At 51.2% G+C, this 14,318-nt stretch carries 10 protein-coding genes; 6 read left to right on the forward strand and 4 right to left on the reverse strand.

Features of this window, described 5'->3' with window-relative positions; all coding sequences use genetic code 11:
- Both HC229_RS13645 and HC229_RS13650 read left to right on the forward strand, forming a co-directional pair.
- Positions 1-2,090 (forward strand): HYR-like domain-containing protein (locus HC229_RS13645; RefSeq protein WP_191021056.1); only part of this gene is annotated, 2,090 nt, incomplete at its 5' end.
- A 10-nt stretch (positions 2,091-2,100) separates the two neighbouring features.
- A complete protein-coding gene (locus tag HC229_RS13650) occupies positions 2,101-2,946 on the forward strand; it encodes an outer membrane beta-barrel protein (protein WP_191021057.1) in 846 nt (281 codons plus the stop codon).
- Between the two features lie 62 nt (positions 2,947-3,008).
- Here HC229_RS13650 and HC229_RS13655 read toward each other — a convergent pair whose 3' ends face one another.
- Positions 3,009-3,302: a hypothetical protein gene (locus tag HC229_RS13655; protein ID WP_191021058.1), complete on the reverse strand. Its 294-nt coding sequence runs from the start codon at positions 3,300-3,302 to the stop codon at positions 3,009-3,011.
- Positions 3,303-3,336: 34 nt separating this feature from the next.
- Positions 3,337-5,292 (reverse strand): PAS domain-containing sensor histidine kinase, encoded by a 1,956-nt coding sequence (locus tag HC229_RS13660; protein WP_191021059.1) that lies wholly within the window; start codon positions 5,290-5,292, stop codon positions 3,337-3,339.
- Between the two features lie 290 nt (positions 5,293-5,582).
- Between HC229_RS13660 and HC229_RS13665 the strand changes: the two genes are divergently transcribed.
- Positions 5,583-6,602: an LLM class flavin-dependent oxidoreductase gene (locus HC229_RS13665; protein WP_191021060.1), complete on the forward strand. Its 1,020-nt coding sequence runs from the start codon at positions 5,583-5,585 to the stop codon at positions 6,600-6,602.
- A gap of 195 nt (positions 6,603-6,797) precedes the next feature.
- On the opposite strand, the gene HC229_RS13670 is transcribed toward HC229_RS13665, so the two are convergent.
- Positions 6,798-8,018, reverse strand: a complete 1,221-nt coding sequence (locus HC229_RS13670) for a condensation domain-containing protein (protein ID WP_191021061.1) — start codon at positions 8,016-8,018, stop codon at positions 6,798-6,800.
- Positions 8,019-8,173: 155 nt separating this feature from the next.
- Positions 8,174-8,539, reverse strand: coding sequence for a CoA-binding protein (locus tag HC229_RS13675; protein WP_191021062.1), 366 nt, complete (start codon positions 8,537-8,539; stop codon positions 8,174-8,176).
- Between the two features lie 279 nt (positions 8,540-8,818).
- Between HC229_RS13675 and HC229_RS13680 the strand changes: the two genes are divergently transcribed.
- The 3 genes from HC229_RS13680 to HC229_RS13690 all read left to right on the forward strand — a co-directional run bounded on the left by HC229_RS13680 (position 8,819) and on the right by HC229_RS13690 (position 14,318).
- Positions 8,819-9,679, forward strand: a complete 861-nt coding sequence (locus tag HC229_RS13680) for a helix-turn-helix domain-containing protein (RefSeq protein WP_191021063.1) — start codon at positions 8,819-8,821, stop codon at positions 9,677-9,679.
- A 53-nt stretch (positions 9,680-9,732) separates the two neighbouring features.
- The gene (locus HC229_RS13685) at positions 9,733-10,650 is read left to right on the forward strand and encodes a hypothetical protein (protein ID WP_223845616.1); all 918 of its coding nucleotides are present in this window, start codon (positions 9,733-9,735) and stop codon (positions 10,648-10,650) included.
- 245 nt (positions 10,651-10,895) lie between these two features.
- On the forward strand, positions 10,896-14,318 hold the full coding sequence (locus tag HC229_RS13690) for a methylmalonyl-CoA mutase family protein (protein ID WP_191021064.1): 3,423 nt from the start codon (positions 10,896-10,898) through the stop codon (positions 14,316-14,318).

Here is a 14,318-nt window from a genome sequence, read left to right on the forward strand (position 1 = left end):
GCGGAACGAACGCCACGGCTTCGGGCCTTACGGCGGGAACTTATACCGTCACCGTTACCGATGCCAACAGTTGTTCGCTTACGCAAAGTTTCACGATCACCGAGCCGACGCCCCTTTCTGCAGTCGCTTCACAAGTAAGCACGGCAACGTGTATCGAGAGTGCGGACGGACAGGCCGAGGTGTTGGCTGCGGGCGGAACTGCGCCTTATACGTACCTTTGGGATAACGGCGTGACAACGGTCGCGAACAACATGCTGTCGGTTGGTACACACAACATCATTGCAACAGACGCGAACGGATGTACGTATACGGCCAGCGTCGTCATCGGCTTCAGCGATACGGTCGCACCGGTTCCGACACTTGCTGCCTTGCCTAATATCACGGCCGAATGTGCGGTAGTTGCCTCGGATATCCCGGTTCCATCGGCTACGGATAATTGTGCAGGTTTGATTTCGGTAACGAACAATGCTACTTTTCCGATCACGGCCCAAGGCACCACCGTCATCACATGGACGTATACGGACATCAACGGCAACACCGCGACACAAACGCAAAATGTAGTCATCGACGATGTCAGCGCACCGGTGCCACAAATCACATCGTTGCCTACAATCAGTATGCAGTGCGCGGTTTTGGTTACCGATATTCCGGTTCCGACCGCTATCGACAACTGTGCGGGTTCCATCTCGGCAACGACCGTCGATACGCTTGTTTATCAGGCTGTCGGAACTTATTCCATTCTTTGGCAATACGATGACGGGAACGGCAACGTCAGCACCCAGACCCAGATGGTCGAAGTGACGGAATCTGCGATCGCATCGGCTACGTTTGCCAGCCAGGAAGTGGTTTATAACACCCAGCCGCAAAGCATCAGCGTGGCCAATTTGCCAGAAGGCGCTTCGGTAAGTTATTCGATTGTCCCTGAAACCGGTCTTGGCAATGCCGCGGTGAACACAGGCGTCTATACGATTACAGCTGCGATCACACCGGCATCGGATGCGCCGAACTGCGGGCCGATAACGTTGACTGCGACACTGACGATCGTCCGCGCTCCTCAGCAAATCGTTTTCGACGCGCTGCCTGTCAAGCATCTTGAAAACGATCCAGACTTCCAGTTGACGGCCACGGCTACATCGGGATTGGCGGTCCACTATACTTATTCGTATACGTCAACCAACGTTCCGGCCACGGTTAGCGCCACTGGCTGGGTCGACATGCTCACGTCCGGTACGGTGCAAATTACGGCCCATCAGGACGGGAACGCCAATTATCTGCCGGCGGAGACGGTCGTGCAACCTTTGACGATCATCAGCAGCGACGCCTCGATCCATTCGGTGAATATCGGAGGGACAACATATGCAAACCCTTCATCGGAGATTTATTATCTGATGGAATGCAACAACACAGATGACGCGGTTGCCGTGTCCCTCACTACTGAAGCCAACGCCGAGGCGAATCCTGGCCACGAATTTACGATTGCCACTCCGAGGCCGGGCATTTACAGCCAATCCGTTTTCTTGACCTCCCAGGACGGCACGGGGACGAGCCAGTATACGATCGTGATCGAAAAGCGATTCAACTTCTTTGATATCGTCGAGCAAAAATTTGACAATGTGTTGTTGGCCAACAACAATCCGGCGACCAACGGAGGTTATTCGTTTGCCGAATACGAATGGTACAAAAACGATGTTTTGGTGAGCCGCAACCAGTATTTGTCGGCAGGCCCGACGCAAAACGACCTTTTGGACCCGGAAGCCGAGTACCACCTCAAACTGACCACGATAGAAGGAGACGTGCTGCAAACCTGTATGGGACGCATAACACGGGAGCACGATTACTCGATGTCGGTATTCCCGAATCCTTCGCGATGGGGCCAACAGATCAACGTAGTCGTCGATTTCCCGTCCGAAGAAATCCAGGACATGCAGATCGAGGTATTCGACCTCACGGGACGCAAAGTGTACGGAATGGCAAGCAGCGAGCGCAAGACGGCGTTGCAGCTTCCGGGATCTGTACAGGCCGCGACCTATATCGTCAAATGCACGACGAGCCGCCGTCAGAAAACTTTTAAGATTATTCTAAACCGATAGTTCGAATACAATGAAAAGCAACAGTAAATTGAATGGGCTGATCGTCGCTTTGGCACTGGCCGGCGCCATCGAGGTAAACGCGCAGCAAAGTGCCGGGTCGAGACATGAATTGTCCATCGTGGCGGGCGGCGTGACGTCGTCTTTGGATTACGATCTGAATGCGGCCAACAGCAAAGAAGGGATCGGCGGAAGCGCAGGTTTGGAATACACGTATTATTTCTCCGGGAATTTCGGAGTGTCGCTTGGAGCGGAATACAGCTTGTTTACTGCAAAGACGAAGCTGGAAAGCCTCTCGGGAGCTTACAACACGGTCGATTTCGAACAGGAATCGTTTGAGTTTCGCTATAAGATGGAGAATGTCCGCGAGAAGCAAACCATCGGATTCGTAACCATTCCCGTGATGCTGACTTACCTTAATAACGCCAATGGGTTTTATATAAAGGCGGGAGGAAAAATCGGCTTGCCCGTCAACAGCAAGTTTTCGAGCCGGTTCAATTTGTCCACGAGCGGGTATTATCCTCAATACAACGTCGAACTCATGGATCCCGCGTTTATGGGATTCGGCACATTCGACGGCATCAACGCTTCGGGCAACGACATCGAAACGGAGATCAACTATATCGCCTCGGTAGAGCTTGGTGTCAAACTTCCGATTGGAAAAGACAATGTTTACGCCGGTTTTTATTTCGACTACGGCTTGACCGACATCTCGAAAACCACGGGACAACCCGTAGGTTACCGAACCAGCCCGGATGGCGTCGCGTTTGCTTACAACAGCTTGTTGAATTCGGGTTATGCCGATGAAGTCAGGACGTTGTCGTACGGGCTCAAACTGAGATACGCGTTTAGTTTGTAACCCGAAAAAAGAGTAATGTAACAATCCCCGGAGCGCATCCGGGGATTTTTTTTGGTGACGGTTCAGCTTTTACCCAGGTAAATTTCCGATGCGATCCGGAGGTAACGCCGTTCGACATCATAAAAGATCACAAGCCACTGTAGTTTTTTCCGCTGCTTGCCGATAAGGTGCTCGATGCGCGTTCCTAGCTTTCCGTCATACGTGACGTTATTGGTCTGGATGCGCCTGCCGATATCGTCAAGGGTAATGCCGAGTTGCTGGATCAGGACGCTTTGGGCAAGGTTGATTTGCCGGTCGACGAAATCGTCCGTGATTTCGTTGGGCTTTCCGATATATTCAAAGGTGTAGTCGTACATGTGAGATTTGGTCTTGGAATTTCAATTTGCCGGGTCAGATGGCCTCGTGCTGTTTTAGCGGAAGCCGTATCGAAAATGTCGCGCCGTCGCCGGGACGCCCGGTAGCGGAGATCGTGCCGCGGTGCCTTTCGACGATCTTCTTGCACAACGCAAGGCCCAGTCCCGTTCCGTCGTACTGGTCTTTGGAATGCAGGCGACGAAAAGTCTCGAAAATATACGAAGACTGGCTGTTCTCGAACCCGATGCCGTTATCTGTGACTTCTACGTCCACGGCTTCTTCCGACATGCGAGACGTTATTGAAATGCGCGGTGGAACGCCGGGGCGGGCAAATTTCAGCGAATTGTTGATGAGGTTGTAGAACAATTGATACAACAGCACAGGCGCGCCTTCTATCGTCGGCAGGCCGTCGTGGATGATTTTTCCTGAGGTATTCTGCAAGGCTACCTCGAGGTCTACTTCGATATTATTGACGATATCGTCCAGATCTACTCGTTCGGGCGCCCTCGAGTTCGAGCTGACCGTCGAATAACCCAGCACGCCCTCGATCATCGTGTACATGCGGTCGGTGGCTCCGTTGATTTTTTCGATGAATTGCGATAGCGAACCGTCGGCATCGGAACGGTGGCGCCCGATCTTTTCCTCAAGGCGGCTCACGAACATCTTGATCTTCCGGACCGGCTCCTTGAGATCGTGTGAGGCGACATGTGCAAATTGTTGGAGGTCATCGTTGGAGCGCTGGAGTTCCTGAGTGCGTTGCTCTACCTGTAACTCAAGCGTTTCGGATAACTTGCGGTAGCGGTTTTCGCTTTCCTCAAGCTTTTTACGCGCTAGGACATGCGCGGTGACGTCGACGGCTACCTGTATCATGCCTACGATTTCCCCGGCGTCCCTGAGCGGACGGTAAGAGAGGTTGTAATAAAAGTCCTCGATTTCGCCACCGCGTGTATGCGACACACAAACTTCCGGATGATCGAATGTAATGCCGTCGTCGTACACTTTCACCACTTGTTCCCAAATGTAGGAGCCTTTGAGTTCGGGTAGCACCTCTATGAGCGGCAGACCGATCACTTCCTCTCCGTGGCCGATCATCTCCAACATCGGTTTGTTGATCTGTTCGATCACAAGGCGGTCGCCCATGAGCACCAACGTCGGGGCAGGCGTCTGGTCGATCGTCATTTTGAGCCGGGATTCGCTCTGGCGTATTTTTTCGGCGGACTCTTTTAATTCTGTAATGTCGCGTGTCGTTCCTGCTACGACTTCCACCTCTCCCGCTTCGTTCAAAACAGGCACCAAAATATAGTCGTAAACACGTTCGCCAAGTTCAGCATGCGGAAACGATACGGTTCCTCTCACATTCTTTTTAGTGGCTGCGACCTCGTCGATTTCACGCTCGTGCATTTCGGCATGCCATTCTTCGTACCCATTTTCCCTTAAGCCCTTCCCGATAGCTTCCGCGGCCGTTTTGCCCCACATTTCGAGCAAGGCTTTGTTGGCATACGTAAATCGGTAATTGAGGTCGAACACATACACAAGATCAGGCGTATTACTGGTAATGCTTTCGTAGAGTCGCCGTTGTTTTTCGGCTTCAGCCATCGCATTTTCCAACACCGTTTCGACTTTCCTGACGTCGCTGATGTCGTAAGTCGAAACGATCAGGAAATCGTCCTGGCGGCTAACCTCATATCGCAGCCAACGCGCTCCTCCTGCGGTTTGCAGCGAATCGACGAACCGGGACGGTATTCCCGTTAGCGCTACGTCGGCAATTTGGTCGAGTGCCGTGCCCCGGGCAAACATTGGCACTATATCACTCGCTGTGAGATCCGGGTAATCCGCAATGGAATACTCGTCCCGGAAGCGTGGATTGAGATATTGTATATTGAAGGTTTTTACATCGGAAGGGTGTTCCGCATCTATCTTCAGGATGGCGACCGCATTGGGCGAAGCGTCGTAGAGCGTCCGGAAAAGGTTCAAATTGTCGGCTGCACTCATCGCGGAAAGCTGTCTTTTGTCATTGTAAAATTAAGCGGATGTATGGGTTCGCATCGTTTATTAAATATAATCAAACTAATCATCACCACCAATTAAATTGCATATTCATCCGTAAAAAAGGTTGGGCGCCTGCCGTAAAATTCCTACGGGACGATGTCGGTCACGGCAAAATTTCATTCGTGCATTTGTCGCTTTTCGGGACATTCCGCTCCATCATCCCAAGCTATCCTCGGCGAAAGCGACGCAAACCAACGGCTGTCCAAACCAAAACAAATCCGTAAATTTAAGGCATGAAAAATCTTGGATTTTTATCGTTCGGCCACTGGGCCAATCATCCGGCTTATGCCACTCGCACTGCCGCCGATACTTTGCTGCAATCGATAGATTTGGCCGTTGCTGCCGAAGCACTGGGCCTTGACGGAGCTTATTTTCGCGTGCATCATTTCGCGGCCCAACTGGCGTCTCCGTTTCCGTTGCTGTCCGCTATCGGCGCCAAAACCTCGAAAATTGAAATAGGGACAGGCGTGATCGACATGCGCTACGAAAACCCGATGTATATGGTGGAAGATGCCGGAGCCGCAGACCTAATTTCAGGAGGGCGACTGCAACTCGGCATCAGCAGGGGCTCGCCGGAACAAGTCATAGACGGTTGGCGCTATTTCGGATACGAGCCCAACGAAGGCGAATCCGATGCCGACATGGGCCGGGTCAAGGCGCTGGAATTTCTCGACAAACTCAATGGTGTCGGTTTCGCGGAGCCGAATCCCTATCCGATGTTTCCCAATCCTCCGGGACTGCTTCGGCTTGAGCCACATGCTCCGGGCCTGCGCGACCGCATTTGGTGGGGAGCCGCTTCGAATGCGACTGCGATTTGGGCGGCCGAGAATGGCATGAACCTCCAAAGTTCCACGTTGAAGTACGACGAAAGCGGGAAACCGTTTCACGAGCAGCAAGCCGAGCAGATCCGGCTTTATAAAGACGCTTGGAAAAAAGCAGGCCATAAGCGCGAGCCAAGGGTTTCGGTGAGCCGGTCTATTTTCGCGCTCGTCAACGATCAGGACAGGTTGTATTTCGGGCAATCGGGCAAATCGGATTCCATTGGGATGATCGAGCCGGGCAAGCAGGCCATTTTTGGAAAGAGCTACGCCGCGGAACCCGACAAACTTATCGAAGAATTGGCCCGTGACGAAGCCATCCGGGAAGCCGATACGTTGCTTTTGACGATTCCCAATACGCTTGGCGTGGACTATAACGTTCACGTATTGTCTTCAATTTTGGAACACGTCGCGCCTGGTTTGGGCTGGCGTTGACCGTCAAACAGCATATTTATAAAGGAAGTCTCATAGAAAGGCTTCCTTTTTTATTTCCTAATATCGTGATGCGAAATAGACAACGCCCTCATACGGTCAATCAAGATAAAAGGTTGATAGCGGAAGGAAGTGGCAAAAAAAAAAGGATCCGACACTATAGCCGGATCCTTTCGAGTTGAAGACGGTCTTCGTTACCTAAGAAGTCGCCTCACAAGCGTCGGACAGTAACTTCTCCATCGCCTGCAAAAGTCCGTCGATAGGCGTATCGCTTGTATTGGTCAGGCAAAGCGAACCGTTGCTGGTAATGACGCCGACCGTTTGCTCTTTGCCCTTTCCGGAACGCACCATAGGGCCGTAAAGTGCGTTGAGCCGCAGCGCCCCGAAGTCGGTATCATATTTTACGCGTCCGAGGTTTGTCACCATGATTTCCTGGTTGAACGCTTGCTTGAGGATTTCAACAACCTCTCGCAGATCAGGCGTCTTGAAGGTAAGGTCCCTAAAAAAGCCGATGTAGTTTTGGACGTGTTCGGCAGTGTCGGTACCTGCGAGTCCTGCTTTTGCCAGACGCGCGATATCCCAGAACGGCAAATGTTGTTCGCCTTCGAAATGAACGGGATGTGTAGTGATGTTCAACCCGTAATTGTCGTCGAGGCCGAGTGCGCGTCTTGAACAAATAGGAGAGATCAGCTCGATTTTTTTGTCGGTCCAATCCGCTCTCATTTTGCGTGAGGCGATCAAAACGGCAGCACAAATGGCGGCGTGGACCGTCGTTTTTTCCTGTCTCGATTTGTCGATGATGGATTTTGTAAGGCTTGGCGATAGCCGCAGACTCGCAATTTTTGGGGCGAACGTCTTGTTGTCGTCCGCTTTCAGATGCAAATCGGATGGATCGCCAACGCCATCGTATTCGGCAAAGCCCAGTGTTTCGTCGTTTGATTTCTGGGGCTGCATAAGCGGCAAGTCAATGCCGGTAATCGCGTTCAGTATGTCGCGGAACAGGTAATTGATCGAAGTGCCGTCTGCGATTGCGTGATGTCCGACGAGGATCAGCACGGTATGTTGCGGTTTTTGGACGAGGACCGCACGAATCAACGGGCTTTTCGAGGTGTCGAATCGGATCGCGAGTTCTTTTTCGACCTCGGCTTCCCAACGATAATCGTCCGGAACATCGACGACACGCAATGGGATTGGCGTCGATTCGACATGTTCCAGAACGGTTCCCGCAGAGGCGTCGGACGTTATTCTCACGGAAAGATTCGGATGGCGCCGCTGTACTTTTTCAAGAGCCGATTCCCATTCTGAAATCGCTTTTCGGCCTTCGATTTCCCCGGCCAGGGCGAAGTCTTTGGAATCGATGAGGTCGAGCAGCCAAAATGTTTTTTCGAATGCGCCAAGACGGCGGTTTTGCTGTTTCATTTGCTTGTTTTTTTTGATGAATACTAAATCTGATAAAAGGTGGGAAATGCAATGATTTTCCGCTCGGCAAAGTTCATGATAGTCAGGCGGCGCGGGAATGGACAAATGGCGTCATGTGTTGCAGGATTTTCCTCTGCAAGCCAATCTGATCGGAATCAGAATTGAGCGGTGGCCAGCAACACAAGCGTGCAGGCACGTTCGGTGACGATTCCGTTTGCGATTGCAAGCCGTTCGAGTCCGGGATTTTCGGAACCGGGATTGAAGATGATCCGCCTCGGTTTTGTCTCGAGAATGTAATCGTAAAGTAACGTTTGGCGCGCAGCACCGATGTACATCGTGATGGTGTCGATGTCTTCGTGGATGGCTTTTGGCGCCTGGATCGGAATGCCTTCGATTTCGCCTTCCACAACGCCGATATTGACGATCGTATGTCCCGAAGCAATCAGGCGGGTTGCGGCAAGGAAGGCATAGCGTCCAGGGTTGTTTGTCGCGCCGAGTATCATGGTTTTTTTGTGTGCCATTTCGAAAGGTTGTATGGATTTGGCAAAGTTGGAGCGGATTTCCACATTCGGAAATGGACGAAAGTGCAGGATTGCCCCACGATATTCCCGCGGTCGCATTGGCAGGGCATCGGAAGAATCCATCGGCGGCCTAAAGCAGGGAAAATGATGCAACGCGCGTCCACTAATGTGCGTTTTTTAGCGATGGCGACCGGGCCATCTTTGCAACGTCGGAAAACGGTAGGAGTGATTCCGAAATATCACAAAAATGTCAGCGATTGATCTTAACGAATTTGTAGTATGTCTGAAAATCTGTTCACGAGCGATCTTAAAACCCTTGGGCTGCTTCCGATAGCCCGCGAAAATGCCGATAAAGTCAACGATGCGTGCTTCAGGCCGTTTATAAAAGTGTTGTTCCTGACCGCGGGTTACGAATTGCAGATCGACCTCAAGCGCTATTCGGTAGAGCGGCCGTCGCTGTTTTTCGTCAGCCCGGATCAACACCTGACCCTCGAAAAATCAGGGAGCGGCCAAGGATATTTTATTTTTTACAACCGCGATTTTTATTGCATACAGATCCATGACGACGAGGTGGCTTGCGACGGGTTGCTGTTCAACAACACCCACGATATCCCGATGGTGGCACTCGACGAAACCGAAAAACCGTTCTTTATTAGCCTTTTCGAACAGATGATCGGGGAGTTCGGCCTTGGCGATGGGGCGCTTGAGGAAATGATCCGGACCTACCTCAAGCAATTGTTCATCAAAGCGGTGCGGTTGTGGAAAAAGCAAAACATGGACAAAGCCTTCCTGCAAAGAAACGGCGATCTCGAATTTTTCAGGAAATTCACAAGGCTCGTCGAGCAGCATTACAAACACAAACACAATGTTTCGGACTATGCCGAACTATTATTCGTGGCGCCCAAGACGATTGCGCACAAGTTCAAAAAACTCCGTTTGCCCCAACCCAACGACGTCATCAAGAACCGCATCGTGCTAGAAGCCAAACGGTTGCTCGTCCATACGAATCTAAGCACAAAAGAAATCGGGTATAAGTTGGGTTATGACGATCCGGCTTATTTCAGCAGGCTGTTCGTCCAGAAGACGGGCCAGACAACATCCGGTTTTCGATCGAAATTCTTGGCTGAAGTGGATGCCTGATCAAAATTCCGACATATTTCAAATATCATAAATTTGCAAAAGTACCTTCAACGATGAAACAGTCCAGATTTTTCGCCATCATTTTCAAATATTTTATCTTCTTATTGGTTTCCACCGCAGGCTACGCGCAAAAGCCCGAAACTTTCAAGCTTTCCGAACAAGCGCGGCCTGCGCCGGAGAGCGTGTTCGCCAAATTCAGGAAGGCCGGTATGGATCCTGTGGACCACGTTTTGACGCCTTCGGAAAAAGTCAAGGTCGACAACGCCTTTGCGATGCTGCCGCTTTTGCATCAAAAAATCCTAAAACGCCATTTGCACAGCATCAGTTTTATGGACAACATGCCCAATACGGCCCTTACGTCTCCCGTAGAAACGACGGGCGCTGTTAAGAAATTCAACATTACTTTCCGGGCCGAAATTTTGGACGAAACCATTTCAGAGTGGGCGACTTGGAAAGAAAAAACCTGTTACGATTTCGCTGCCAATAAAGAGTATCAGCTCCTCATCGATGCCGGCACGCTCGATGCCATTTTGTATGTGCTGTTGCACGAAGCGACACACGTAGTCGATGTCGTACGTGATCTCACGCCTCATCCTGACGACGCCGATGCCTTGGTAGCGCCCACCGCTTTCACCTCAAACGTCTGGGAAAAAATGAATGTGCCCGTTCCCGGATTTATCAAGCCCCTGCTGGAGAAGACGCGTTTCAGGGGAGGCCAACTCATCGATATCGCCCGTGCGCCCGAGGTTTATGCGACGCTTGAACAAACGCCATTCGTTTCGCTTTACGGTACGGCGTCCTGGTCTGAAGATCTCGCCGAACTCGTTACGATTTACCACCTGACGGCGAAATTGGGACAGCCCTTTCGGATTTTGATGTTAAAAAACGGAGTGGAGCTTTACCGATTCGAGCCGATGAAAAACCAGCTGGTCAAGAGGCGGGTGGATCAACTCGATAGTTTTTATAAATGATGTGTAAGGTGTATCGTAGTGGCGCGATAACTTTTTCCGGTAACGCCGACATCTAACGGATTGCAAAGAAACGAGGTCGTTTGTTACGAAACCCTGGTGTTTTACACGGTGTCCGAAAAAAGAGATTACCGTGGTTACCTTCATTCTTCAATACCGGGATATAATACGCCGGAACCACTGTTAATTATCGATTATCAATTACCATTTTCGTAAATTGCACGCTCAAAATTCCCATCATTTCTAAAATGGAGCAAGCAAAACCATACATTCCTGTAAATAAAGTAAGAATCGTAACGGCCGCGTCGCTTTTCGACGGTCACGACGCCGCGATCAACATCATGAGGCGCATCATTCAGTCGACAGGCGTCGAGGTAATCCACCTGGGCCATGACCGAAGCGTAGAGGAAGTCGTCAATACGGCCATCCAGGAAGATGCGAACGCGATCGCGATGACGTCGTATCAGGGCGGGCACAACGAATATTTCAAGTATATGTATGACTTGCTCAATGAAAAAGGAGCGGGCCATATCAAGATTTTTGGCGGCGGTGGTGGCGTGATCCTGCCGAGTGAAATTTCGGAACTGCACGAATATGGCATCGAGCGCATCTATTCCCCTGATGACGGCCGCGCCATGGGATTGCAGGGCATGATCAACGATCTGGTCAAGCGTTCCGACTATCCGGTCGGGGATTCGCTGAACGGGGAAGCCAAACATCTCGAGGAAAAATTCGCCCCGGCGATCGCAAGGGTCATTTCGTCTGCCGAAAATTTTCCGGAAGTCGCCATGCCGACGATGGACGAGATCCGCACGAAGAATGAGAATTCCACGACTCCCGTTTTGGGAATCACGGGAACCGGAGGCGCCGGAAAATCGTCTTTGGTCGATGAATTGGTACGTCGGTTTTTGATCGATTTCCCGGAGAAAACGATCGGATTGATATCGGTAGATCCGTCGAAGCGCAAAACCGGAGGCGCACTTTTAGGCGACCGCATCCGCATGAACGCCATCAATAATCCGAGGGTTTACATGCGATCGTTGGCCACGCGGCAATCGAATCTCGCACTTTCCAAATATGTGGCCGATGCGATCGACGTCCTAAAAGCCGCAAAATACGACCTGATCATTCTCGAAACTTCGGGAATCGGACAATCGGATACCGAAATCATGGATCATTCCGATGTTTCGCTTTATGTGATGACGCCGGAATTCGGCGCCGCGACCCAACTCGAGAAGATCGACATGCTCGATTTTGCAGACCTGGTCGCCATCAACAAATTTGACAAAAGAGGCGCTCTCGATGCGTTGCGCGACGTCAAGAAGCAATTCCAGCGCAACCACCAATTGTGGGACGCCGACCTCGATACATTGCCCGTTTTCGGGACAATCGCTTCCCAATTCAACGATCCCGGGATGAACACGCTTTACAAGGCGATCATGGATAAGGTGCACGAAAAGACAAATTCAGGGCTCGAATCGTCGTTCAAGATCTCGAAGGAAATGAGCGAGAAAATTTTCGTGATTCCGCCGGGACGTACGCGTTATCTGTCAGAAATCGCCGAAAACAACCGAAAATACGACGCATCGGCGAATGCCCAGCAAAAAGTCGCCCAGACGTTGTTCGGGATTTACAGGACTATTGCCTCTGTTTCAGGACAGGAACTGGCGTTGACAAAGTTCGGGCTAGATTCCGACGGCGTAAATACTAATGACAATGCAGAATTCATAAAACTTCTTCTAGGCGAATTCGACCGCGTCAAAATGAACCTCGACGCCTACAATTGGGAAATCATCCTCAACTGGCAGGAAAAGGTCACGAAGTACAAAAATCCGGTCTACTCGTTCAAAGTGCGCGACAAGGAAATCAAGATACAAACCCATACCGAGTCGCTTTCGCATACGCAAATCCCAAAGGTTGCCTTACCGAAATACGAGGCCTGGGGCGACATTCTGCGTTGGTGCCTCCAGGAAAATGTGCCCGGAGAATTCCCGTTTACGTCCGGATTGTATCCGTTCAAACGCGAAGGCGAAGATCCGTCGCGCATGTTTGCAGGCGAAGGCGGGCCGGAACGTACGAACAAGCGTTTTCACTACGTGTCCAAGGGAATGCCGGCCAAGCGACTTTCGACGGCTTTCGATTCGGTGACGCTGTACGGGAACGATCCGCATATCCGGCCTGACATTTACGGGAAAATCGGGAATGCCGGCGTTTCGATCTGTTGTCTTGACGATGCGAAAAAGTTGTATTCCGGTTTCGATCTGAGCCATCCGCTGACATCGGTCTCGATGACGATCAACGGGCCGGCACCTATGTTGCTTGCGTTTTTCATGAATGCGGCCATCGACCAGAATTGCGAGAAATACATCCGTGAAAACAACCTCCAGGATTCCGTCGAAAATAAGATCAACGAAATTTACAAGCTTCGCGGGACCGAGCGTCCGAAATACCAGGGCGACCTTCCGGAAGGAAACGACGGTCTCGGACTGATGCTGTTGGGCGTCACGGGAGATGAGGTGCTTCCGAAAGAAGTGTACGAGGAAATCAAGAAGGTCACGCTGACGCAGGTTCGCGGAACGGTCCAGGCCGACATCCTCAAAGAAGACCAGGCGCAGAATACCTGTATTTTCTCTACGGAATTCGCGCTGCGCATGATGGGCGACGTCCAGGAATATTTCATCACGAACAATGTCCGGAATTTCTATTCGGTGTCGATTTCGGGTTACCACATTGCAGAAGCAGGAGCAAATCCGATCACGCAACTAGCCTTTACGCTCTCGAATGGCTTCACTTACGTGGAATATTACCTGAGCCGCGGCATGAACATCAACGATTTCGGGCCGAACCTGTCGTTCTTTTTCTCGAACGGCATCGACCCGGAATATGCCGTCATCGGACGCGTGGCCAGGAGAATCTGGGCAAAGGCGCTTAAGAACAAATACGGGGCGAACGAGCGCGCACAGATGCTCAAATATCACATACAGACATCGGGACGGTCGCTTCACGCCCAGGAAATCGACTTCAACGACATCCGCACGACATTGCAGGCGTTGTATGCGATTTACGACAACTGCAATTCCTTGCACACGAATGCGTACGACGAGGCCATTACGACGCCTACGGAAGAGTCGGTGAGACGCGCCATGGCGATTCAGCTTATCATCAACAAAGAACTTGGATTGGCCAAGAACGAAAATCCGATACAAGGCTCGTTCATCATCGAAGAACTGACCGATCTTGTCGAAGAGGCGGTGCTTTTGGAATTTGACCGTATTACGGAAAGAGGAGGTGTTCTCGGAGCAATGGAAACCATGTACCAACGCTCGAAGATACAGGAAGAATCGCTTTATTACGAGACATTGAAACATACGGGCGAATTCCCTATCATAGGCGTGAACACGTTTTTGAGCTCCAAAGGGTCTCCAACAGTGGTGCCTATGGAAGTCATTCGCGCGACCGAAGAAGAAAAGCAATACCAGATCAGGATGCTCGACAACCTTCACAAGGTGAATTCCGGAAAAGAGCAAGAGTTAATCGCTACTGTCCAGGAGACGGCAATCCAGAACCGCAACATTTTCGAACAATTGATGGAAACCGCCAAGCTGTGTTCGCTTGGGCAGATTACCTCGGCTTTGTTTGAAGTGGGAGGCCAGTACAGGCGTAACATGTAA

This window comes from Flavobacterium selenitireducens (assembly GCF_014748335.1).
In the GTDB taxonomy this organism is placed as follows: Bacteria; Bacteroidota; Bacteroidia; order Flavobacteriales; family Flavobacteriaceae; genus Flavobacterium; species Flavobacterium selenitireducens.

Bases quoted from the DNA above. Each gene is read 5' to 3' on its own strand.
- HC229_RS13650 (WP_191021057.1), top strand. From the start codon at position 2,101: ATGAAAAGCAACAGTAAATTGAATGGGCTGATCGTCGCTTTGGCACTG.
- HC229_RS13660 (WP_191021059.1), bottom strand. From the start codon at position 5,292: ATGAGTGCAGCCGACAATTTGAACCTTTTCCGGACGCTCTACGACGCT.
- HC229_RS13680 (WP_191021063.1), top strand. From the start codon at position 8,819: ATGTCTGAAAATCTGTTCACGAGCGATCTTAAAACCCTTGGGCTGCTT.
- HC229_RS13690 (WP_191021064.1), top strand. From the start codon at position 10,896: ATGGAGCAAGCAAAACCATACATTCCTGTAAATAAAGTAAGAATCGTA.
- HC229_RS13655 (WP_191021058.1), bottom strand. From the start codon at position 3,302: ATGTACGACTACACCTTTGAATATATCGGAAAGCCCAACGAAATCACG.
- HC229_RS13665 (WP_191021060.1), top strand. From the start codon at position 5,583: ATGAAAAATCTTGGATTTTTATCGTTCGGCCACTGGGCCAATCATCCG.
- HC229_RS13685 (WP_223845616.1), top strand. From the start codon at position 9,733: ATGAAACAGTCCAGATTTTTCGCCATCATTTTCAAATATTTTATCTTC.
- HC229_RS13675 (WP_191021062.1), bottom strand. From the start codon at position 8,539: ATGGCACACAAAAAAACCATGATACTCGGCGCGACAAACAACCCTGGA.
- HC229_RS13670 (WP_191021061.1), bottom strand. From the start codon at position 8,018: ATGAAACAGCAAAACCGCCGTCTTGGCGCATTCGAAAAAACATTTTGG.